19 protein-coding genes and 1 pseudogene are annotated in these 21861 nt (G+C 70.7%); 7 read left to right on the top strand and 13 right to left on the bottom strand.

The features are described from left to right. Nucleotides 1–152 precede the first annotated feature (152 nt). Entirely contained in the window at nt 153–1064 is a 912-nt protein-coding gene (locus tag ABZT49_RS23110) for a helix-turn-helix domain-containing protein (protein ID WP_355289338.1), read from the bottom strand. Between the two features lie 249 nt (nt 1065–1313). On the opposite strand from ABZT49_RS23110, the gene ABZT49_RS23105 reads away from it, so the two are divergent. From ABZT49_RS23105 to ABZT49_RS34315, 6 genes and pseudogenes are all read left to right on the top strand, one after another. Further along, nucleotides 1314–3023, top strand: a complete 1710-nt coding sequence (locus tag ABZT49_RS23105) for an FAD-dependent oxidoreductase (RefSeq protein WP_355289336.1) — start codon at nt 1314–1316, stop codon at nt 3021–3023. Nucleotides 3024–3071: 48 nt separating this feature from the next. After that, nucleotides 3072–4310, top strand: a complete 1239-nt coding sequence (locus ABZT49_RS23100) for an ABC transporter substrate-binding protein (protein ID WP_355289334.1) — start codon at nt 3072–3074, stop codon at nt 4308–4310. A gap of 30 nt (nt 4311–4340) precedes the next feature. Beyond that, nucleotides 4341–4676 (top strand): NIPSNAP family protein, encoded by a 336-nt coding sequence (locus ABZT49_RS23095; protein WP_355289332.1) that lies wholly within the window; start codon nt 4341–4343, stop codon nt 4674–4676. A 37-nt stretch (nt 4677–4713) separates the two neighbouring features. Continuing rightward, nucleotides 4714–5559 (top strand): SDR family oxidoreductase, encoded by an 846-nt coding sequence (locus ABZT49_RS23090; RefSeq protein WP_355289330.1) that lies wholly within the window; start codon nt 4714–4716, stop codon nt 5557–5559. Then, a complete protein-coding gene (locus ABZT49_RS23085) occupies nt 5556–6341 on the top strand; it encodes a glucose 1-dehydrogenase (protein ID WP_355289328.1) in 786 nt (261 codons plus the stop codon). The genes ABZT49_RS23090 and ABZT49_RS23085 overlap by 4 nt, the downstream gene beginning before the upstream one ends. Before the next feature lie 346 nt (nt 6342–6687). Beyond that, nucleotides 6688–7413: pseudogene (locus tag ABZT49_RS34315) on the top strand (IS5 family transposase). Nucleotides 7414–7431: 18 nt separating this feature from the next. Here the strand turns inward: ABZT49_RS34315 and xylB are convergent. The 12 genes from xylB to ABZT49_RS23020 all read right to left on the bottom strand — a co-directional run bounded on the left by xylB (nt 7432) and on the right by ABZT49_RS23020 (nt 20463). Continuing rightward, nucleotides 7432–8907 carry a xylulokinase gene (xylB, locus tag ABZT49_RS23075; RefSeq protein WP_355289325.1) on the bottom strand — a complete coding sequence of 492 codons (1476 nt, stop codon included), beginning with the start codon at nt 8905–8907 and terminating at the stop codon, nt 7432–7434. 52 nt (nt 8908–8959) lie between these two features. Then, entirely contained in the window at nt 8960–10051 is a 1092-nt protein-coding gene (locus ABZT49_RS23070) for a sn-glycerol-3-phosphate ABC transporter ATP-binding protein UgpC (protein ID WP_355289323.1), read from the bottom strand. A 7-nt stretch (nt 10052–10058) separates the two neighbouring features. After that, nucleotides 10059–11660 carry an FGGY-family carbohydrate kinase gene (locus ABZT49_RS23065; RefSeq protein ID WP_355289322.1) on the bottom strand — a complete coding sequence of 534 codons (1602 nt, stop codon included), beginning with the start codon at nt 11658–11660 and terminating at the stop codon, nt 10059–10061. 47 nt (nt 11661–11707) lie between these two features. Continuing rightward, nucleotides 11708–12679, bottom strand: a complete 972-nt coding sequence (locus ABZT49_RS23060; RefSeq protein ID WP_355289321.1) for a sugar-binding transcriptional regulator — start codon at nt 12677–12679, stop codon at nt 11708–11710. Next, complete coding sequence (locus tag ABZT49_RS23055; RefSeq protein WP_355289319.1) at nt 12676–13578, bottom strand: TIM barrel protein; 903 nt, start codon at nt 13576–13578, stop codon at nt 12676–12678. Before ABZT49_RS23055 ends, ABZT49_RS23060 begins: the two co-directional genes overlap by 4 nt. 32 nt (nt 13579–13610) lie before the next feature. Then, complete coding sequence (locus ABZT49_RS23050; protein ID WP_355289318.1) at nt 13611–14429, bottom strand: carbohydrate ABC transporter permease; 819 nt, start codon at nt 14427–14429, stop codon at nt 13611–13613. Continuing rightward, the gene (locus ABZT49_RS23045; RefSeq protein ID WP_355289316.1) at nt 14426–15388 is read right to left on the bottom strand and encodes a sugar ABC transporter permease; all 963 of its coding nucleotides are present in this window, start codon (nt 15386–15388) and stop codon (nt 14426–14428) included. The genes ABZT49_RS23050 and ABZT49_RS23045 overlap by 4 nt, the downstream gene beginning before the upstream one ends. 10 nt (nt 15389–15398) lie before the next feature. Then, a complete protein-coding gene (locus ABZT49_RS23040; protein WP_355289314.1) occupies nt 15399–15959 on the bottom strand; it encodes an SIS domain-containing protein in 561 nt (186 codons plus the stop codon). Between the two features lie 303 nt (nt 15960–16262). Beyond that, entirely contained in the window at nt 16263–17618 is a 1356-nt protein-coding gene (locus ABZT49_RS23035; protein WP_355289312.1) for a sugar ABC transporter substrate-binding protein, read from the bottom strand. A gap of 44 nt (nt 17619–17662) precedes the next feature. Beyond that, complete coding sequence (locus tag ABZT49_RS23030; protein ID WP_355289310.1) at nt 17663–18700, bottom strand: alcohol dehydrogenase catalytic domain-containing protein; 1038 nt, start codon at nt 18698–18700, stop codon at nt 17663–17665. A gap of 175 nt (nt 18701–18875) precedes the next feature. Then, nucleotides 18876–19010: a hypothetical protein gene (locus tag ABZT49_RS23025; protein WP_355289308.1), complete on the bottom strand. Its 135-nt coding sequence runs from the start codon at nt 19008–19010 to the stop codon at nt 18876–18878. 487 nt (nt 19011–19497) lie between these two features. Then, nucleotides 19498–20463 carry a hypothetical protein gene (locus ABZT49_RS23020; protein WP_355289306.1) on the bottom strand — a complete coding sequence of 322 codons (966 nt, stop codon included), beginning with the start codon at nt 20461–20463 and terminating at the stop codon, nt 19498–19500. 446 nt (nt 20464–20909) lie between these two features. Here ABZT49_RS23020 and ABZT49_RS23015 point away from each other — a divergent pair. After that, the coding region (locus ABZT49_RS23015; protein ID WP_355289304.1) for an IS4 family transposase at nt 20910–21861 on the top strand (952 nt) is incomplete at its 3' end.

The following is a 21861-nucleotide window of genomic DNA, read 5'->3' as shown; positions in this document are numbered from 1 at the left end:
ATAGGACAAGTTCACTCTCGATCCGCACCGGCAAACTCCGGGACCAGACTTCTAGAGCATTTTCCGACGAAGTGGATACCGGTTCGTCGAAGGTATGCGGCACAATCAAAAACCTGGAGAGCTTCGCGATTGCAGCGCAATCGTGGAGGGCTCTAAGACGCGTGAGCGGTCGCCCGCGCGGCGCGGAACGCCTGCGGCGTCTCGCCGGTCTTCTTCTTGAACACCCGCGAGAAGTAAGCCGGATCCCGGAAACCGAGCGCGTGGCTGATCTCGGCGAGCGGCAGCGTGGTGTAGATCAGCCAGCGCTGTGCCTCGACCAGGACACGGCGCTGGATCAGCGCCTTGGGCGGCTGGCCGAACCGGCGCTGGCAGGCCGCGAGCAGCCGGTCCTCGGTCACGGCGAGTCGCTGGGTGTATTCGGACACGGTCTGGACCGTGCGAAACTCCTGCTCGACGAGCTGCTGGAAGCGGGCGATCAGCGCGGCCTCCGCCGATCTCGGTGCGTCCTCCTGGCCCTGCGCATCCACCATGCGGGCCGCCGCCACGAGGATCCGGATCAGCCCGGCCTCGATGGCGAGCCTCCGGGCCGGGGCCGACCACAGGAATTCCCGCGACAGCTCGGTGAAGGCGCCCGAGAGCCCGGCCACCGCCTCGTCGTCCAGGCCGCCGATGCAGGCTGCCCGGCGCAGGAGGCGGTCGATGGCCGCCTCGCCCCGGGCAACGTCTGCCGCCATCGAGTCAGCCACGGTGATGACCCATCCGTCGGTCCCGGCCACGAAGTCGAAGGCGTGGATCGCACCCGAGGGAACGACCAGCAGGGCTGGCGGAGTGATCGGGAAGTGCTCGGCCTCGGCGCGCATCACGCCGCCGCCCTGCGTGACCAGCAGGATTTGGTGCAAGTCCGCATGGGCGTGGGGCGCGATGGTCCAATGGTGCCGGCCGCTGCGCAAGCGGATCGGCTCGACGTGCAGGAAGCGCGCCTCGACGCTCTGGACCGGCTCCCCGTAGAGGAGATAGCGCTCGACCGGCGCGGCCGGTCCGGATTCCCGTCTCGTCTGTGCCATCCGCCCCCTCCCGGACACGCCGCGGCCCGCGCGGGAAAAGTGCAATCGAACGCGGCTTCTGTCCATTGTGCCGGGCAGGCCTTCCGGTAGCCTCTGCGCATGGTCCTCGCGAGCCGACAGAGCTCGCGGGAGACGGGAGGCAAGAGGCGGAGAGGCAAGGGCGCGCAGCGCCCGATGCCGACGGGTCCGGGCGGCCGAGCCGCCGGTCCCGCGCATCCCGGCACCGCCTTACCCGAGAGAGGAGAAGCCATGGCGCCCCAGGCAGCCAGCGATCTCGCCTGCGACGTGCTCGTCGTCGGTTCCGGTGCCGGCGGTCTCGCGACCGCGATCACGGCGAGGAAGCGCGGTCTCGACGTGCTGGTGATCGAGAAGGAGCCGTTCTTCGGCGGCACCACTGCCTTCTCGGGCGGCGTGCTGTGGGTGCCCGGCAACCCCCACGCGGTGCGCGCCGGGCTCACCGACACGCGCGAAGCCGCCCGGACCTACCTGCGCCACGAGGCCGGCAACGCCTACGACGAGGCGGCGGTCGAGGCGTTCCTCGACGAGGGGCCGCGCATGATCGAGTTCTTCGAGCGGGAGACCGAGGTCAAGTTCGTGCTCTCGGGCTATCCCGATTACCACCCGGACGCGCCGGGCGGCGCGAAGGCCGGACGCTCGGTCACGGCGGCGGCCTTCGATGCGCGCCAGCTCGGGCGCGAGATCGCCCGGCTGCGCCCGCCGCTCGAGACGATCACCTTCATCGGGATGATGTTCAACTCCTCGAACGAGGACCTGAAGCATTTCTTCCGGGCGACCCGCTCGCTGACCTCGGCGGCCTACGTGGCGCGCCGCCTCGCCCGTCACCTCAAGGACCTGGCGATCCACCGCCGCGGCGTCCAGATCACCAGCGGCAACGCGCTGGCGGCACGGCTCGCCAAGACCGCCTTCGACCTCGGCATCCCGATCCGCACCGGCACCGCGGCCGAGAGCCTGAGCGTCACCGATGGGCGGATCACCGGGGCGGTCGTGCGCGATGCGGAGGGCGTGCGCCGCATTTCCGCCCGGCGCGCGGTGGTGCTGGCCTGCGGCGGCTTCCCGCACGACCGGGAGCGGATCGCGAAGGCCTACCCCCACGTCAAGCGCGGCGCCGAGCACCTGTCGCCGACCCCGCAAGGCAATACCGGCGACGGCATCCGCCTCGGGGAAGCGGCCGGCGGCGCGTTCGAGATCCGGATGGCCAACGCGGCGGCCTGGATGCCGGTATCGCGCGTGCCCCTCGGCGGGGGGCGCACGGGCGCCTTCCCCCATCTCGTCGACCGATACAAGCCCGGTATCGTCGCGGTGAACCGACATGGACGGCGCTTCACCAACGAGGCGAATTCCTACCACGACACCGGCGCTGCGATGATCCGCGACGGCGAGGGGGAGGCGGAGACCGCCGCCTGGCTGATCTGCGACCATCCGACGATCCGCAAGTACGGCCTCGGCTACGCCAAGCCGGCCCCGGTCCCGATCGGTCGTTACGTCCGCAACGGCTACCTCGTCACCGGCCGGACGCTGCCCGACCTCGCCCGGGCGGCCGGCATCGATCCGGACGGGCTGGTCGCGACGGTGGAGGCCTACAACCGCGATGCCGCGCGCGGCGAGGATCCCGCCTTCGGGCGCGGCTCGACCGCCTTCAACCGCTTCCTCGGCGATGCCGAGCACCGGCCCAACCCCAACGTCGCCCCGGTCGCGAAGGGGCCGTTCTACGCCCTCAAGCTGGTCATGGGCGATCTCGGCACCTTCGACGGCCTGCGCACCGACACGGTCGGACGCGTGCTGCGCACCGATGCCCGACCGGTCCCCGGCCTGTACGCGGTCGGCAACGACCGGGCCAGCATCATGGGCGGCGCCTATCCGGGGGCGGGCATCACCCTCGGGCCGATCATGACCTTCGGCTTCATCACCGGACGGCACCTCGCGGACGAAGCGGCCTGACAGAAGCCGCCCGCGCAAGACCAGACGACGAAGAATGGAGGAGACGCCATGACCCTCGACCGCCGCACATTCCTGCGCACCGGCCTCGCCGGGCTCGCCATGATGCCCGCGTCCCAGAGCCGAGCGCAAAGCGCCAGCACCATCCGCATCGGCGTCATCACCGACATGTCGGGGGTCTACCGCGACGTCTCGGGGCCGACCACCGTTGCCTGCGTCCAGCAGGCCGCCGACGAGTTCATGACGCAGAACCCCGACATCAAGGTCGAGATCCTGACGGCCGACCACCAGAACAAGCCGGATGTCGGGCTGACCATCATCCGGCAATGGTTCGATCGCGGCGGCGTCGACCTGATCGAGAATGTCGGCAACAGCTCGATCGCGCTCGGCTCGCGCGGCATCATCGAGGAGAAGAAGAAGGCGGCGCTGATCACCACCGCCGGCAGCTCTGATCTCACCGGCAAGAGCTGCAGCCCGAACTGGGTACACTGGTCGTGGGATTCCTGGTGCCTCGCCCACTCGACCGCCACCTCCCTGGTGCGGGTCGGCGGCAACAAGTGGTTCTTCATCACCGCCGATTACGCCTTCGGCCACGCGGCCGAGGCCGACGCGTCCCGCTTCGTCAAGGCGGCCGGCGGCACGGTGCTCGGCGCGGTGCGCTATCCCCTCGGCAGCACCGCGGACTTCTCCTCCTACCTGCTCCAGGCCCAGAGCAGCGGCGCCAACGTCATCGCCTTCGCCAATTCCGGCAGCGAGCTGATCGCCTGCCTCAAGCAGGCGCAGGAATTCGGCATCGAGGGCAGCGGGGTACGGCTCGCCGCGATGGTCGGCTACGTCACCGACGTGCTCGGCATGGGGCTGCCGGTGGCCAAGGGCCTGTCGCTCACCGAGACCTTCTACTGGGACCTCAACGAGCGCACCCGGAGCTTCACGAAGCGCGTCAAGCCGCGGCTTGCCGCCAACGTCCTGCCCAACATGAGCCAGGCCGGCGATTATGCGGGAGTGCTCCACTACCTCAAGGCGGTCAAGGAACTCGGCGTCGCGCAGGCCAAGGCCGACGGGCGGGCGGTGATCGAGCTGATGAAGCGGATGCCGACCGACGACGACGCCTTCGGGGCGGGCCGCATCCGGGCGGACGGGCGCAAGATCCATCCGGCCTACCTGTTCGAGGTGAAGAAGCCGGAGGAGAGCCGGGGCGCAGGCGACGTCTACAAGCTCGTCTCGACCATGCCGGCCGAGGACGCCTTCCGACCCGAAGCGGATGGCGGCTGCCCGCTCGTGCGCTCCTGATCTCAGCTCAAGACCCGCGAGGACACCCTCATGACTCTCGATGCGGCGATCGTCGACCTGCGCACCTATACCATCCGCCTGCGCGGCATGGCGGAGTTCCTCGACGTCTTCGACCGGCTCGCGATGCCGGTACAGCTGAAGTATCTCGGCGCCCCGCTCGGGATGTTCACGAGCGCGGTCGGCCCCCTCAACCAGGTCGTCCACCTCTGGGGGTTCGACGACATGGGCCAGTTCGAGGCGCGCCACGCCGCCCGGGACCGGGATCCGGACTGGCCGGCCTATCTCCAGGCCTCCGCCCACCTGATCACCGCCCAGGAGAACCGGCTGATCCGGCGGGCGGTCCTGCCGTCCCTCGCCGGGCGCTGATCGCCCTGCACGCATCCTCCCGCGGAGCATTGTCACCATGAGCGATAGGGATTTCGACTGGCTGGACCTGCGCGGCCGGGTCTGCGTGGTCACCGGCGCCGGCGGCGGGCTCGGGCAGGCGGTCGCGCTCGGCTTCGCCCGGGCCGGCGCCCGCCTCGTCCTCCTCGACCGCGAGGCGGAGGCGATGGCGGGGATCGCCGCCGAGGCCGAGGGATGCGGCGCCGAGGTGCGGGCGCTGGCCTGCGACGTGACCGACCCGGGCAGCCTCGAGGCCGCCGCCGCGCAGGCGCGGGCGCTCGGTCCCTGCGCGGTGCTGGTCAACAACGCCGCGCTCATGCGGCCGGGCCCCCTCGAGACCCTGCCGCTCACGGAGTGGAACGCGCTCCTCGCGGTCAACCTCACCGGCTACTTCCTGTGTGCGCAGGTCTTCGGGCGGCAGATGCGGGAGCGGGGCGGCGGCGCGATCGTCCACGTCGCATCGATCTCCGGGCGTCACCCCCAGGGCTTCAGCGGCGCCTACAGCGTCAGCAAGGCCGGCATCGTGATGCTGTCGCGCCAGCTCGCCACCGAGTGGGGACCGGCCGGCATCCGCAGCAACGTGGTCAGCCCCGGCCTCGTGGTGACGCCGCTGAGCCGGTCCTTCTACGACGCTCCCGGCGTGCGCGAGCGCCGCAGCGCCGTCGTGCCCCTCGGCCGCATCGGCACGCCGGACGACATCCGCGACGCGGTCCTCTTCCTCGCCAGCGACCGGGCCGCCTACGTCACCGGGGACGAGATCACGGTCGATGGCGGCTTCACCCGCGTGCTGATGAACCTGATCCCGCGCCCGGGCTTCGAGGCCGGCGCGTCGTCCAGCGGTGTCCTGCAAGGGAGCGCACCGTGACACAGGCCATCCGCACACCCATCGCCTTGATCACGGGAGCCGCGGACGGCATCGGCTGGGCGATGGCCCGGCGCTTCGCCGCGGCCGGCTGCCGCGTCGCCCTGGCCGATCTCGACGGCGACCGCGCCGCCGCGCGGGCAGCGGAACTCGGAGCCGGCCATCTGGCGGTACGGGCCGACGTCGCCGACGAGGCCTCGGCGGTCGCGATGGTCGAGGAGACCGTCGCGCGGCTTGGCCGGCTCGACATCCTGGTCAACAATGCAGGGATCGGCGATAGCCACAAGCCGACCCTGGAGCAGGATCTCGCGACCTTCGACAGGATCCTGCGCGTCCATCTCGACGGCACGTTCGTGGCGTCGCGGGAGGCCGCCCGTGCGATGGCGGGGCAGGGCGGCGCCATCCTGAACGTGAGCTCGATCGCCGGGCTGACCGGCCTGCCCCGGCGCAACGCCTACGGGGCGGCCAAGGCCGGCATCGTGGCGATGACGAAGAGCATGGCCTGCGAATGGGCTGGGGCGGGCATCCGCGTCAACGCCATCGCGCCGGGCTATGTCGGCACCGCGCTGGTCGCCAAGTTGGTCGAGGCGGGCCGCATCGACCGCGGGCGGTTGGAACGGCGGATCCCCCTCGGCCGCCTCGCCGACCCGGGCGAGATCGCCGAGACGGCATGGTTCCTGTGCTCTCCATCGGCGTCGTACGTGACGGGCGCAGTCCTGAGTGTCGATGGCGGCTGGAGCGCCTACGGTGATGCTGGCGATGCTTCACCGGTCCTGGAAGTCTAACGAGGTCCCGACCCGAGAAGGTTCCCAAGGCACGTCGCGACGGACATGCGACCGCCGCCGCGGCGACACCCGTGCAGACACGGCGTTCCCGGATGTTCCGACATTCGTGGTCGGCTGGTGCGCCCGGCGTGTCGAACCGGCTCTCGTCATCGCTTGGTCAGCCTGGTGGCGCGCTCATCGAACCGCTGCTCACCAAACTCATTCCCGAGGGCACATGCACCTGTAATGCGATACCGTAGAGAAATTAATGATTTGGCAGCCTTTCACAAGATTATTGCTGCTGATTGTGGTCGGTTGAGTGTCGTTCAAGCTACAAAATCATGGCGCTGTGACGAATGATTATTGAGTGAGTATTGAGGCTTTAGTGCCGGATAACCTGATAGGGACGCGTTGGTCCCGATTCCACAATCGGTGTTTTCTTGATGTGCCGCTTTTGATGGCTCGATCGGGTGGCCACTGGAATGATATTGCGGATCTCTTTAGCAAAATTGACGCATTCAAGCGGCGCTACTACGACTGTATTGCTTAAAATGTTCTGGACGAGATGCTGGATGCTCTGGCCCATGAGGCCGATCTGGACTCGCTGATGCTGGATGCGACGATTGTGCGCGCGCGCAGTCAGGCTGCGGGAGCGCGTACGGTCGAAGGGGGGCGAATGCCGAGGGCCTGGGCCGGTCAGGCGGCGGCCTGACGACGAAGATCCACGCGGCCATTGATGGTTTTGGCTTGCCGATACGGCTATCGGGGGCCCTAGTCCGGAGCACGACGTGACACGCGGCGGTGCGTTGATCGATGGCTTCGAGCCTGGATCTGTGATTGCAGACAAAGGTTCTGCTGCGGACCGCCTGGTCGAGATGGTGAGTTCGCGCGGCGCGACGGCGGTGATCCCAGCGCGTCGCAACCGCAAAATCGCACGCGACATTGATCGCGATATGGACGAGGAGCGCAACCAAATTAAGCTCTTCTTCAACAAGCTGAAGCAGTTTCGGCGGTTGCTACGCGCTATGACAAATTACTTATTAACTGCATGGGCTTCGTCAAGCTCGCAGCCATCGTCATCTGGCTCCGATAGTTCATTCATTACTGCGGCCTAGAGCCGCCCCGCCGCCAGGTAGCGCTGCCGCCGTATCGCGCTCTCCCCGGCAAAGATCCTGTCCGGTGCGATCACCCCGCGGATCGGCGGGCGGGTGCAGACCTCCGCCTCGGTGCCGCCGGCACACAGCATGCCGAGCCTGGCCGCCCCGAAGGCGGCGCCGAGCTCGCCGCCCCGCGGGCAGGCCAGCTCGAGTTCGAGGGTGTCGGCGATGAGCTGGTTCCAGAACGGGGTGCGCGAGCCGCCGCCGACGACGACGCAGTGGCGCGGCGCTGCCCCGGCCTCGCGCAGCACATCGAGGCAATCCGCCATCGCGAAGGCGACGCCCTCCAGCACCGCGTAGACCATCGCGTCGAGGCCGTGCTCGGCCCTGAGGCCGGTGAACGAGGCGGTGAGGCCGGGATCGTTGTGGGGCGTGCGCTCGCCGGTGAGGTAGGGCACGAAGACCGGCGCGTGGGCGCGCCGGTCCGGATCGGCCGCGAAGGCCTCGGCCCGGGCGATCAGGGCGCCGACTTGGCCGGTCTCCCCGACGATCCCGGCGAGCCAGGACAGGGAGGCGGCGGCCGAGAGCGCCACCGCCATGCCGTGCCAGCGCCCCGGCAGGGCGTGGCAGAAGGCGTGCAGGGTGCGCTCGGGCAGGGAGACCATCCGGTCGGTGGTCGCGAACAGCACCCCCGAGGTGCCGAGCGACAGGAAGCCGTCGCTGGCCCGCACCGCCCCGATCCCCACCGCCGAGCAGGCATTGTCGCCGCCCCCGCCGGCGATCGGGATCCGGTCGGCGCCCAGGCCCCAGGCTGCCGCGACGTCGGCCGAGAGGTGGGCCGAGACCTCGGAGCCCTCGACGAGGTCGGGCATCTGTGCCCGGGTGAGGCCGCAGGCGGAAAGCAGCGTGTCGTCGAAGCGCCGCGCCGCCACGTCGAGCCAGAGCGTGCCGGCGGAATCCGACATCTCCGACACGAAGGACCCGGAGAGCCGCCAGCGGACGTAGTCTTTCGGCAGCAGCACCTTGGCGACCTGGGCAAAGATCTCGGGCTCGTGCCGGGCGACCCAGAGCAGCTTCGGGGCCGTGAAGCCCGGCATCGGCACGTTGGCCGAGCGCGCCGTGAAGTCCGGCACCCGGGCGAGGAGCTCGGCGCATTCCGCCCCGCAGCGGCCGTCGTTCCACAGGATCGCCGGGCGCAGCACCGCCCCGGAGGCCGAGAGCAGGGTGGCGCTGTGCTGCTGGCCCGACAGGCCGATGCCCCGAACGGCGCCGAGCTCGCCCCCCGGTGCCCGGGCGCGTGCCTCGGCCACCGCCGCGAGGGTTGCCTGCCACCACGCCTCCGGGTCCTGCTCCGACCAGAGCGGGCGCGGCCGCGCGATCGCCACTGGCGCACCGCCCTCGGCGAGGCAGGTCTGGTTCTCGTCGAGGAGCACCGCCTTCACCGAAGAAGTGCCGATGTCGATGCCGAGGAAGCGGGCGGGTCGGGTCATGGGCTCGAGGTCACGGCGTCGGGGGAGGGGGCCGGGGGATTCTTCCTCGCTGTCAGAGCGCGAGCCCGGCCTCGTCGAACAGGTAGATCTGCTCAGGCGCGATCCGCAGCGGCAGCTCGTCGCCGACCGCGACGGCGGGGCGGCCGGGCGCGACGATCGACAGGGCGTCGCCCTCCGCCGGACGGGCGTAGATCTGGGTCGAGCCGCCGAGATTCTCGGCTAGCTCCGCCCGCGCGCGCAGCGAGGGGGCGGCGGCGTCGAGAGCGAGGTGCTCGGGCCGCAGCCCGACCGTGACGCGGTCGCCGACCTTCGTCCCCGCTTCCGTGCCGCCGCGGCGGGGGGCGGTGAGATGGCCGCCGACGAAGCTCGGATGCGCCAGGGTCAGGCGCCCGCCCGCCGCCTCGGTCACGGTGGCGGGCAGGAAGTTCATCCGCGGCGAGCCGATGAAACCGGCTACGAAGGTGTTGACCGGAGCATCGTAGAGCTCGGACGGCGTGCCGACCTGCTCGATGCGGCCGGCCCGCAGCACCACGATCCGGTCGGCCAGCGTCATCGCCTCGATCTGGTCGTGGGTGACGTAGACCATCGTCACGCCGAGCTTCTGATGCAGCCGGGCGATCTCGATGCGCATCTGCGTGCGCAGCTCGGCGTCGAGGTTCGACAGCGGCTCGTCGAATAGGAACAGCTTGGGGTGGCGCACGATCGCCCGTCCGATCGCGACCCGCTGGCGCTGGCCGCCGGAGAGCTGGCGCGGCTTGCGCTGGAGCAGCGGCCCGATCTGCAGGATGGCGGCCGCCTCCTCGACCCGGCGGCGGATCTCGTCGGCCGGCATCTTCGCCATCTGCAAGCCGAAGGCCATGTTCTCGAACACGCTCATGTGGGGATAGAGCGCGTAGGACTGGAACACCATCGCGACCTGGCGGGCGGCGGGCTCGACATGGGTGACCTCGCGCCCGTCGATCGCCAGCGTCCCGGCGGTGATCTCCTCGAGGCCGGCGATCATCCGCAGAAGGGTCGACTTCCCGCAGCCGGAGGGGCCGACGAAGACGATGAACTCGCCCTTCTCGGCGCGAAAGCCGACGCCCTCGACCACTGTGTGGTCGCCGTAGCGTTTGACGATGCCGTCGAGGCTCAGGAAGGCCATCTGGTGTCTATCCGTGGTCGGCGGCGAGGCGGGCTTCGGCGGAGAGCGCGTCGCGCTCGAACGCGTTGCGGACCTCGAACAGGGTCAGGTAGGTGCGGTAGGCGCGCTCATGCGCCCGCGCCCAGGCCGGGTCGGGGGTGAGCGCGGCCTGCTCGGGCGCCATCGCGTCGAGGGCGCCGAACAGGTCGGGGACGAGCCCCGCGGCGGTCGCCGCCACCATGGCGGTGCCGAGCAGCACCGGCTCGGCCGCTGCGCCGACCACCAGCGTGCAGCCCAGCGCATCGCGGTAGAGGCGCATCAGGAGCGGGTTGTGCCGGTGCCCGCCGGCGAGCGCCACCGTATCGATGGCGTAGCCGTGGCGGTTCAGGTGCTCGCGGATGTGCCGGGTCTGCAGCGCGAGCGCCCGGGCGGTGGCGTAATAGGCCTCCAGGAACGACCGCTCGCTCGTCTCCTCGCCGATGCCGGTGAGAAGCGCCCGCACCCGCCCGTCGCCGAGCGGCGCCCGGTTGCCAAGCCAGTCCGGTACGATGTGGCGCCGGGCGGCGAAGGCCGGTCCCTCGACGTCGAGGCGGGCCAAAACCGCCGCCGCGGCCGCCGCGTGGCGCTCCGGCGTCGGCGGCCCGGGGCTCGCCGGGTGATGGGCCAGCACCGCGTCGAGGGCGGCGCCCGACAGGCTCTGCCCGGCCTCGTGCATCCACAGGCCGGGGAAGACCGCGTCCTTGAACGGCCCCCAGACGCCCGGTACGTGGCGCGGGTCGGGGGCGAAGGGCATGAACGAGGTCGAGGTGCCGGCGATCATCGGCAGCACCCGGTTGAGGCGCTGGCGGCAGTCGCGGCCGAGCACCCCGAGGGCGCCCGCCTCGGCGTCGATCAGCCCGACCGCCACCGGCAGGCCGAGCGGCAGGCCGAGGTCCCGCGCCGCGTCCGCGCCGAGCGGGCCGTGCACCGAGCCGACATGGGCGGGAGCCGCGTCGAGGCTCCCGAGGCGGGTCAGGTCGGACAGGCCGAGCCCGTCGAGGAGGTCGCGGCACCAGGGCTCGGCCTCGTTCGGCAGGTAGGGCCACTTGCAGGCCAGCCCGCAGACCGAGTGGCGATCGATTCCCGTCGCCCGGAAGGCGAGCTCGTCGCAGAGGTCGCGGGCGGCCGTCAGCCGGGCGAAGGCCTCGGGGCGGTGGCGCTTGAGCCAGAGCAGCTTCGGCAGGTTCGTCTCCGGCGAGACGGCACCGCCGACATGGTCGAGGAAGCGGTGGCCGGTGCGGTCGATCTCCAGCGCCTCCGCCTCGCCCCGGTGGTCCATCCAGCACACGACGTCGGCCTCGCCGTCGAGCGGCGGCGCGCCTTTGGCGGTGAGCGCCAGGGACGAGGTGGCGTCGAAGGCCAGGCCGGCGACCCGCGCGGCCGCGCCGGGCTCCGCCGCCAGCGCGTCCCGCACGCTAGCGGCCACCGCCGCCCAGATCTCCGCAATGCGGTAGACCGCCTGGTGCTCGGCCGGGCGCAGGAGCCGGAACGGCGCCTGGCGCGCGGCGAGGCAGCGCCCGTCCGCGACAAACAGCCCGGCCCGGGCCGACAGGGTGCCGACATCGACGGCGAGGACGAGCGGGCCGCTCATGGCGCCGTCCCTGCGGGGGGCCGGGTCTCGGCTCGTCGGGATTCCACTCACGCGCGCGCTTCCCCCTCGTCCAGGATCGCCTCCGCCACCACCTCGTCGGTGACCAGACGGTTGACGTAGCCCGCCCGCAGCACCGCCGCCACGATTCCCGCCTTGTGCAGGCCCCCGGCGGCGAGGATCGAGCACGGCACCTCGCGCAGGTCGTCGGGCGGCAGGGCCACCGCTCGGGCGTTGAGCGGATGGTCGACGGGCTGGCCGTCGCGGTCGAGATAGACGCCGAGCAGGTCGCCGACCGCGCCGGCCGCCGCCAGCGCCGCGCGGTTCTCCGACACGGTCTGGGTGCGGGCCAGCAGCGACAGGTCGGACAGGTCGCCGGCCGCCACCAGGGCGACGTCGGCTTGCCGGGCCCGCCGCATCGCCTCGGCGAGGCCGTAATGGGTCAGCAGCGCGAGCCGGTTCTCGCTCGACGGGCAGTAGATTGGGGCCGGCAGGTAGTAGCATTCGGCCCCGAGCGCCCGGGCGAATTCCGTCGCGACCTCGAAGGTGTTGGTGCCCGAGCCGCGGGTGAGGCCGCCCATCAGGGCCGCCACCCAGGCGCCGGAGAGCCGACGCGGGCTGATCCGCCGGGCCGCCGCCGAGAGCGTGCTGCCCCAGCCGACGCCGAGGCCGCGCCCCTCGGTCAGCAGGGGGTCGAGCAGGGTGCCCGCCGCCTCGCCGATGACGCGCTGCTGGGCGGCAGGGTCGTCGACCGCCGGCACCACGACGGCCTCGGCGAGGCCGAAGCGGTCCCGCAGCCGCGCCTCGAGGGCGACGCAATGGGCGAGCGGCATCCGCAGCTCGATCCGCACCGAGCCGTCGGTCCGGGCCTGGCCGACGATCCGGTTCACCTTCAGGCGCGTGATGCCGAGCCGGTCGGCGATCTCCTGCTGCTTGAGGCCGGCGATGAAGTAGTACCAGGCCACCCGGGCGCGGACATGCTCGCCCTCGTGGTCGGCCTCGGCCTCGGGCGCCGTCCTCACGCGGCCGCCTGGCGCAGCAGAAGCGCCGAGCGGCGCACCGCATCGAGCACCAAGGCGTCGTCCTGCTCGAAGGGATAGAACACCTCGAGGAAGACCGGTGCGTCGCCGAGTCCCGCGCGGCGCTGGAGGGCGAGGGCCGCGCGCGGGTCGACCCGGCCTGGCCGGGTCAGGTCCCAGTGGCGGTCGAGCTGGTAGTCCGTCTGCTGCAGGTGGACCGCGCCGATCCGCGGCCCCAGCCCCTCGAACCACGGCTCCATCGCGGCCCGGTCCCGCCCGTAGAGCGGCTCGTAGGTGCCGTGGCCCCAGTCGACGCAGTAGCGCCAGGGCAGGGCGGTGCCGGCGAGGTCGTCGGCCATCCGGACGGCCTGGTCGACGGTCCAGGGCCATTCCCGGCGCAGCGGCGTCGGCTCGACCAGGAGTTCGGTGAGGCCTTCGCCCGCCGCGGCCTCGGCGAGGCGGTGCATGCGGGCGATCAGGTCGCGGTAATCGGCCTCGGGAATCGCGTCCGGCTCGTGCCCGTCGGGCCGCGCCGCCACCGCCCCGAGGGGACCGCCGACGCGGGGGATGCTGGCCCGGGCGGCGAAGCGGTAGGCGCGCGTGAGCCAGTGTTCGGCGACGTCGCGCAGGCGCGGGTCGGGGTGGAGCAGCTGGTTGAAGCTGTAATGGGCGAGCCCCACGAAGGCGCTGTGGACCGCGATCCCGTGGCGGGCCGCCGTGTCGCGGATGTCGTCCGCCGCGGCGTCGAGCACCGCGTCGGGCCAGAGCGGATCGACGAGGTCGAAGGTGAGCTGGACGAGGTCGAGGCCGAGTGCGTCCCGCACCAGCGGCGCCCAGAGCGCCGGCGTGACCCAGCGCTTGACGCAGAACGACAGGTTGATGCCGACGGCAGGGCCCGTCACTTCGCCTGGGGTCGTCGCTTCGCCCGGATTCGTCACTTCGTCGCCCCCATGGTGAGGCCGCGGACCATGTGGCGCGAGACCGCGAGCGCGAACAAAGTCACCGGCAGCACGATGACGGTGCCGGTCGCCATGATCTTGCCCCAGGGCAGCTCGTAGCCGGACATGAAGCTCGTCGCGACGACGGGCGCGGTCTGGACCTGGCGGCGGGTGAGCACCAGGGCGTAGAGCAGTTCGTTCCACGAGAAGATGAAGCTGAAGATCGCCGAGACCGCGATACCGGGCACGCCGAGCGGCAGGTAGATCCGGCGGAAGATCGTGAGCTGGTCGGCCCCCTCCAGGCGCGCCGCCTGTTCGAGGTCGCGCGGGATCGACCGGAACTGGTCGGTGCAGATCCAGATCACGATCGGCAGGTTGAAGGTGAGATAGATCAGGATCAGGACGAGGTGGGTGTCGAGCAGGTTGACCTGGAGCGCCAGCAGGTAGACAGGCAGCGCTAGCACGATCGGACTGATCATCCGGTTCGAGATGAACCAGAACCACAGGTCGCGCTTGCCGCGGAACTCGAACCGGGCGAGCGCGTACGCTGCCGGCGTGCCGAGACAGACCGCCAGGAATGTCGTGGTGCAGACGACGATCAGCGAGTTGAGGATCGCGCCCGAGACCTTCTGGTCGGCGAAGATCTCGGCGTAGTTCGCGAGCGTCGGGCGGAACAGCCAGACTGGCGGCGAGGCGAGCAGTGCGGCCTGTTCCTTCAGGCTCGACGACACCATCCAGTAGAACGGGAACAGGGTGAAGCCCAGGGTGACGAGGAGCCCGAGGGCGTGCAGCAGGCGGGCGGAGCGGCCGGTCACGGGTCGATCTCCTTGTAGAGGAGGCGGATGTAGAGCCGGCTGAGGGTGATCGTGACGACGAGGAGCAGGATCGCCTGGGCCGAGGCGGTGCCCATGTCGAAGACCCGGAAGCCGATCCGCTGGATGTAGATCGAGATCAGGTCGGTGGCTGAGCCCGGCCCCCCCCGGGTCATCACGAACACCATGTCGAACAGCTTCAGGATGTCGGCCGAGCGCAGGATCAGCACCGAGGTGAGCCCGGGCAGCAGGTAGGGCAGCTGGACGTGGCGCAGGAGCGCGAGCCGCGAGGGCGTCTCGAGGCGCGCTGCCTCCTCGATCTCCACCGGCACCATCGACAGGCCGGCGAGAAAGATCAGGGCGCAGAACGGCGTCCACTGCCAGATGTCCATGACGGCGATCGCCGCGAAGGCGCCGGCCGAGGAGCCGAGCCAGTCGACGCCGCCGAGCCCGACGAGGCCGAGGAGCTGGTTGGCGACCCCGAAGTCGCGGTTGAAGATCAGTCGCCCGATCAGCCCGACCACCGCGAAGGTGGTGGCAAGCGGCACCACCAGGGAGACCCGGGCGAGCGCCCGCAGGAAGGGGAGGCCCGGCTGGTGCAGCATCAACGCGATGGCGATGCCCAGCACGAGCTCGACCGGCATCACTGTGAGGAAGAACTTGGCGGTGAGGAGGAGCGAGTCCCAGTAGGACCGGTCGCCGAGGACGCCTAGGTAGTTCTCGAATCCGACGAACGGGAAGCCGTCCCGCGGGCGGGCGAGGTTGTAGCGCCGGAACGAGGTCACGAGCGCGAACAGCGTCGGGTAGATCCCGATCACCAGGAGCGTCCCGACCGCCGGCAGCAGGAACCACACAGGCGTCAGCCGGCCGTAGCCGGGATTGAGCCGGTCGGAGCCGGCTTGGCGCTGCGCGGCCGGGTCGGCGGGGGGCGTCGCCTGGGTCTCTGCGAGAGGTGCGGTCATTCGAGGCGGGTTATTCGAGATTGGTGTGGTTGGCGCGCATCGCCTCGGAGCTGACGCCGATCCGCGCGCGGAGCTTCACGATCATGATCTCGAACAGCACGAACAGGGCGCCCTCGTAGAGCGATCCCATCGGCAGCATCGAGGCGCCGCCGCCATCGTCCGCCCGGTCATCCGCCATGGTCTGTGCCGGGACGACGAGAACGTGGTCGGCCTGCCGCGCCGCCTCGCCGCCGGCTTGCGCCGTCACCACCAGTACGGCTGCTCCGGCGGCGTGGGCGATGCCGATCAGCGCCTGGATGGTCGCGAAGCCGCCGGGCCCGGCCGAGACCACGAGAAGGTCACCGGCCCCGATCGGCGGGGTCGTCATGTCGCCGACGACGCTCGCCTTCAGCCCGAGATGGAACAGCCGCATGGCGAGGCCGCGCACCTGCAGCCCCTCGCGCCCGACGCCGTGGAGCGCGATCCGCCCCGCCCCGGTGATCGCCGCGACGGCGTCGTCCACGGCCGCGTCGTCGAGGCGGTCGAAGACGTGTTCCAGCTCAGCGAGGGCCTGGCGATAGGGGGTGGACACGGGCGTTTCTCCTGAAGCGGGCCGGTATGTCTCCTCTCCCCGCGGGCAGGGAGAGGGCCGTGTCGCCGTTCAGGCGGCACGGCAAGCGGAGGCGAAAGCCGGAGCGAGGGTGAGGGGGAGGTGCAGGGGGAGGTGCCGGAGGAGTCACTTCCGGAGACACCCCCTCACCCTCGCCCTTCGGGCTTGCCGCTGACCCGCCAAGGGGTCAGCGGCCCTCTCCCCGCCCGCGGGGAGAGGGGAACCCCGCGCTCCTCATGTGAAGGCGCAGAATGAAGGCGCGGGGCCCCCGCCGCGTCCGCCGCCCTACTGCAGCAGCGCCTTCTTGCCCGAGTAATAGCCTTCCTTGGCCAGGATCCCCTCCATGCGGGTGCCGATCTCCTTGGCGCCCGCCGCCGGGGTGGTCTCGCCCAGCATCATCTTTGAGCCCCATTCGGCCACGACCTCGGAGATCGCCGGCCAGGCCGGGAAGCGCGGCCGGTATTGCGGCACGCCCTTCTGCCAGGAGGCGACCATCGGCTCGACGAACTTGTAGGAGGCCTTGATGTCGGGCTGCTGGTAGATCGCCGAGCGGCCCGAGATGCCGCCGGCCTCGACATAGGGGCGGGCGATCGCCTCCGAGGTGGCCCACTGGATGAACAGCCAGGCCGCTTTCTTCTCCGCGTCGGAGGCCTGCGAGGCGACCGCGAGGGAGAAGCCGCCGAGCGCCGGCAGGCGCCCGGCCGGGCCTTCCGGCTCCGGCGCCACCGCCAGGCAGTCGCCGAGCTTCGAGGTCTTCGGATCGGCGAGCGTGCCGTAGAAGGCCGACCATTCGGTGATCATCGCGACCTGGCCCTGCGCCAGCGCATTCACCGCCTCGTTGTGGTCGAAGCTGACGACGCCCGGCGGCATGAACTTCATCAGGTCCTGGCGGAACTGCAGGCCGGCCTGGCTCTCGGGGCTGTTGAGGTTGGACTTGAAATTCTTGTCGAGCAGCGAGCCGCCGAACGGCCACAGCACCCGCATGAAGCTGTCGGCCGACTGGGTCTCGCCGCGGCGCGATTGCAGCGCGAAGGCGTACTGGTTTTTGTCGGCCTTGGTCAGCTTCGGCGCGTAGTCCTTGAGCAGTGCCTGCCAAGTGGCCGGCGGCTTGTCGAAGCCGGCCTCCTTCAGCATGCAGGCATTGTAGAACAGGAGGCCCGAGTAATTGTCGAAGGGCAGGCCGTAGACCTTGCCGCCCCAGGACCCGAAGGCGTCGAGCAGGAGCGGGAAGAAGCCCTGCAAGTTCAGGTTCGGGTCGGTGATTTTGGCGTCGCCCTTGAGGCCGTCGATCGGCTCGATCCAGCCGTTCTCGGCGAACTCGCCGATCCAGACGAGGTCGACCAGCGCCACCGTGAGGTCGCCGCGCGAGGTGTAGTTCAGGACCTGCTTTTCGCGGGCGTTCTCGTAGGGGACGATCTCGTAGTTGACCTTGATGCCGGTCTTCTTCTCGAATTCCGGCAAGAGCTTGATGATGGCGCGGTAGCCCGGCCGGTCGAGGAAGGTGGTGGTGACGGCGGTGCCCTTGAGGGGGGCGGCGGCGCTCTCCAGCCAGTCGGCGGCCCGGGCCGGGACCTGCCACAGGGTCGCTCCCGCGACGGTCCCGCCCGCCAGGACGGCCAGGGCCGCGGCGGTGCCTCTCATGCGCTTCCTCATCGATCCCTCGTTATGGCGTTGTTGTTATGGCGTCATTGTCCGTTGGGGTAGATCAGGGTCTTGACCACGCCGGGGGTGTTCTGGGCGTGGCGTCCAAAGGCGGCGGCCGCCCCGTCGAGGCCGACCTGGTGGCTGACCAGGCTGGCGACGTCGACCTGCCGGTTCTCGACGAGGGCGATCGCGCGAGGATAGACCTCGCCCATCCGGCGGGCGAACTTGATCTTGAGGCCGCGGCGCCGGGCCTCGGCGGCGGGCATCGTGTAGACGTCGCCGTCCGGGATGCCGACGAGCACGGCCCGGCCGCCGATCTTGGCTGCCCGCACCGCGTCGCGAAACCCCTCGGGGGCGTTGGTCGCCTCGACCACCAGCGGGCAGCCCTCGTGCCGCGTCCAGCCGCGGATCTCCTCGACCGAGGCGCCGACGGAGGTCGCGCCGAGGCGGAGGGCCAGGTCGCGCCGGTGCTCCTGGGGGTCGACCGCCAGGATCTCGCCGGCCCCGGCCACCTTGAGAACCTGCAGGATCAGAAGGCCGATCGGCCCGAGCCCGATCAGCGCGACCCGCTCGAGCAGGCGCGGCTTGGCGAGGTCGACCGCGTGGATCGCGACCCCGAGGGGCTCGAGCATCACCCCGTCGAGGGGCGTGAAATGCGGCGGCAGCGGCACGACCTGGCTCTTCGGCACCCAGATTTGCTCGGTCATGGCGCCGTCGAAGGGCGGTGCGCCGATGAACTCGACGTTCGGGCAGAGATTCGGGTGGCCGCGCTCGCAGAACTCGCAATGGCCGCAGGCCTTGTTGGGATCGACCGCCACCAGGGTGCCGCGGGCTAGGCCGAGCTCCGGATCGTCGCAGGTCAACCGGCCGCAGAATTCGTGCCCGGGCACGAAGGGCTGCGCGATGGTCGCCGCGCCGATGCCGCCATCCTTGAAGTAGTGCAGGTCGGAGCCGCAGAGCCCGACCGCCGCGACGTTGAGCAGGGTCTCGCCGGGCCGGCCGTCGCGCAGCGCATAGGGCGCGAGGCGCGCGTCGTAGGGACCGTGGAGGAAGAGGGCGTGATGGGTGGGGCCGTTCATCGGCACTCCGGCATGCGTTTCCACAGCCGTTCTAACAGATGTAATTTCCGAAATGCAAGTGTATGAAGCTCGGGTTCGGCTCAGGTTTGCGCGCGGCGGTGCGCATCGTGGGAGAGGAGGCGCTCACCGCCTCCCGGGGCCCTGAAACTCGGCGCGCGACGTCTGCAGAACCTGGTCACGCGGCCTTCGCCGAGGCGGGATCCGTGTCGGTGATGAGGATCGGTGCCGGGGCGAGGGCGAGCGCCACGAGGGAGTAGAGCAGAGCCGCGAGCCCGCAGCCGAGCGCAAAGGCCGCGACGGCGGCGCTCATGCGGACGATCCTGCGTCGGCCTGCCTGCTCGGCCGGCCCGCCTCGTCCAGCCGGCGGCTCGCCAGGCGGGTCAGAGGAACCGCGATGCAGAAGATCGGGAGCACCAGGAGCTTTGCCCAGGCACCGGTGGCGCCCTGCACCATTGTGGCGCCGAAGGTCACGAAGTTGCGGGTGATACGATGTCCGGAAGATTCCTTCCGGACATCGTATCATCAGCCTGCGCGGTGCAGCCTACGGCCCCACACACCTGAGCGAAGCCGACTTCCGCGTCGCGAAAGCGATTGCGCAGCAATCGCCGAGCGATCAATCGGAAGTCTTATGACATGAGCGGTGAACAGGTCCTGCAGGGCGAGAAAGCCGAGCGTGTCGACGTCGCCGCCGACGAAGCTCAGGATCTGGGCGAGGGACGGGCGCATGCGGTGTTGCTGGCGAAGACCGCGAGCTCGTGGCGCCACAGGCGCAGGGCCGCGGCCTCCCGACTTATCGCTCAGCCGCCCCGTCCGGCTTCGAGGCCGAGGCCGCGCTGCGCCTTCGAGCGCAGGCGCTTGTTCTGGAAGACCAGCGTGATGGTGGCGCTACCGTTGCCGCGGTCCGACCAGAGATACGTCTCGAAGGTGCCGAGCCCGGGGATTGTCGCGGTGGCATCGATGGTGCCGCGGCAGCCGAGCAGGCCCTCGACCTCGGAGAGACGCATCTCGGCCTGGAGCAGCTCGAAGGCGAGGGAACTGAGCGGGCACTGCGTCCGCTCAGTCGGTGGCCGGTGCGCGGCGACCGGCACCGGCCTGGAGCGGGACGGCGCATCTAGCGCGGCGTCGGCAGTCGGCGGCTGCGTGCGCCATGTCCGGACGGGCGGCGTATCATCCGACGCGTCGGGGGAGGCGGCCGGCACGGCGACGGTGTGTGGCTCTTCCGTGGGCGGGGTGTCGCCGGGTGTCGCGCCGGGTCGCGGGCCCTGCGGTGCGCTGCCGCCGCTCCGCAGGGCTGGGGTGAAGGCCGGGCCTTGCCGCAGCCGGGTGGGGCCGGTCGGCGCGCCACCGCGGTTGGATCCGTGCGGCGCCCGCTCCTCACCCGCCTCGATGGCGGGGCGGGCATGCCCGACCACGATGGCCCGGCGCAGGGCCGTGTCGAGGCCGCGCAGGTCGCGGTCGAGGCGTCCGCTCCATCCGGTGCCGGCCGGCCCGGAGCGGGTCTCGCAGGCTGCGAAAGCGGACAGGGCGTCGCGGATCTCATCCTCGGTCCACTGCCCGGCCGGCTTGCCGAACAAGTCGGCCTCGCCCTGCGGCACGGCATCCGCCGTGGCGGCGCTGAGCCGGCCGAGCCTCTGCTCCACGAGGGTGCGGTGCGCGCCGCAGCCGCCGGCTGCCGCCAGGGCCGCGCGGAACGGCGAGGGTGCGGCGGCAAGGGAGGAGCAGCACGCGGCAGCGAGGAGGGCCGTTGCGAGAAGGAGGCGCATGAGGGCGGATGCCTGGAGCTAGGTCATGTCGCCTATGCGAGAGGGTCGGGGTGAACGGACTCTTACCGATCGGGCTGTTGCAGCGGCACTTCGGCCGCCATGCCTTACCTCCCATTGACCACCTCGCTCGGATTGATTGCACTCGGCTCGGCCGGTCGTGTCCCTTCGCGTGGTGTCGCTGAGCGAAAGCGGGAGAGCCCGCCTGCGCGTCCTCCAACCCTTGGTTTCGTTCTTGAATTTCCGCCATGCCCGAGGTCCGGGACGACTGCGCTCAGCATGAAGAATTCAAGATGGATCGCCATTGCCGCGTCGGCATCTGAGAGCCATGCCTTTTAAGGTACGATTACCGTAACTATATCCTTGCAATGTGTGAAGCATCGCAAGGATCCGATCCGCTCTGGTCTGCGGTCATCGAGCGGTTCGAGAAGTATGCACCGACGAGCCTGATGGCGCGCACGGCCCTGGAACACGCACTGCCGGCCGGCTGGGTCGACGAGGTGTTCGACCAGCATCGACAGTGGCAGTACACGCGCGAGTTGCTGTTCTCCACCGTCGTCCGGCTGATGATGCTCGTGGCGCTCGGCCTGCGCTCCTCCCTGCACGCGGCCGCCCGTGAAGCCGAAGACCTAACCGTCTCGCTTCCCGCCCTCTACGACAAGGTCAACCGCACCGAACCCGCGCTGCTGCGCGCCCTCGTGCGCGGCAGCGCGGCCCGGCTGGCCCCGGTGATGACGGCCGCGGGCACCGGTCATCCGAGCCTGCCGGGCTACGCGCTGCGCGCGCTGGACGGCAACCATCTGCCCGGCAGCGACAAGCGTCTGAAGCCCCTGCGTGCGCTTCGCGGCGCCGCCCTGCCGGGGCTAACCCTGGTGGTCTACGATCCCGACACCGGCCTGGCCGTCGACCTGGTGGCGGCCGAAGATGCCTATGCCGACGAGCGGACGCTGGCCCGGGCCCTCTTGGATGGCGCTGCGCCCGGTCAGGTCTGGGTCGCCGATCGGCACTTCTGCGTCCGGCCCTGGCTGGAGGGGCTGGTCGCGGCGGGCAGCCACTTCGTGGTGCGCCAGCACGGCAACCATCCCCGCCTGGGCGCGCAGGGGGAGTGGCAGGAGTGCGGGGCCTGCGAGACCGGCACGCTGCGCGAGCAGAGCATCACCCTGGAGGGGAGCGAGGTCTCCTGGCGGCGCATCGCGCTCAGCTTGACGACCCTGACGACGGAGGGCGACCGGACGCTCTGGCTGTGGAGCAACCTGCCTGCGAGCGTCGGCGCGGCGCAGATCGCGCAGGTGTACCGGCGGCGTTGGCGGGTCGAAATAGTCCTTCCGCAACTGACAAAAGCGTCCGCGCTCGCCATCCGGGCCGACGGGAACCACGTAGCGGATCTCGACCTCGGCCTCG

It is taken from the genome of Methylobacterium sp. EM32 (genome assembly GCF_040593685.1).
Lineage (GTDB): Bacteria > Pseudomonadota > Alphaproteobacteria > Rhizobiales > Beijerinckiaceae > Methylobacterium.
Note: the sequence above shows the minus strand (reverse complement) of the source record. Positions and strands in the feature narration are given on the sequence as shown.

Excerpts from the sequence above, each read along its gene's own strand:
- xylB (WP_355289325.1), bottom strand. The coding sequence starts at position 8,907 with ATGACCCGACCCGCCCGCTTCCTCGGCATCGACATCGGCACTTCTTCG.
- ABZT49_RS23045 (WP_355289316.1), bottom strand. The coding sequence starts at position 15,388 with ATGACCGCACCTCTCGCAGAGACCCAGGCGACGCCCCCCGCCGACCCG.
- ABZT49_RS23100 (WP_355289334.1), top strand. The coding sequence starts at position 3,072 with ATGACCCTCGACCGCCGCACATTCCTGCGCACCGGCCTCGCCGGGCTC.
- ABZT49_RS23035 (WP_355289312.1), bottom strand. The coding sequence starts at position 17,618 with ATGAGAGGCACCGCCGCGGCCCTGGCCGTCCTGGCGGGCGGGACCGTC.
- ABZT49_RS23020 (WP_355289306.1), bottom strand. The coding sequence starts at position 20,463 with ATGCGCCTCCTTCTCGCAACGGCCCTCCTCGCTGCCGCGTGCTGCTCC.
- ABZT49_RS23095 (WP_355289332.1), top strand. The coding sequence starts at position 4,341 with ATGACTCTCGATGCGGCGATCGTCGACCTGCGCACCTATACCATCCGC.
- ABZT49_RS23090 (WP_355289330.1), top strand. The coding sequence starts at position 4,714 with ATGAGCGATAGGGATTTCGACTGGCTGGACCTGCGCGGCCGGGTCTGC.
- ABZT49_RS23110 (WP_355289338.1), bottom strand. The coding sequence starts at position 1,064 with ATGGCACAGACGAGACGGGAATCCGGACCGGCCGCGCCGGTCGAGCGC.
- ABZT49_RS23065 (WP_355289322.1), bottom strand. The coding sequence starts at position 11,660 with ATGAGCGGCCCGCTCGTCCTCGCCGTCGATGTCGGCACCCTGTCGGCC.
- ABZT49_RS23025 (WP_355289308.1), bottom strand. The coding sequence starts at position 19,010 with ATGAGCGCCGCCGTCGCGGCCTTTGCGCTCGGCTGCGGGCTCGCGGCT.
- ABZT49_RS23105 (WP_355289336.1), top strand. The coding sequence starts at position 1,314 with ATGGCGCCCCAGGCAGCCAGCGATCTCGCCTGCGACGTGCTCGTCGTC.
- ABZT49_RS23070 (WP_355289323.1), bottom strand. The coding sequence starts at position 10,051 with ATGGCCTTCCTGAGCCTCGACGGCATCGTCAAACGCTACGGCGACCAC.
- ABZT49_RS23030 (WP_355289310.1), bottom strand. The coding sequence starts at position 18,700 with ATGAACGGCCCCACCCATCACGCCCTCTTCCTCCACGGTCCCTACGAC.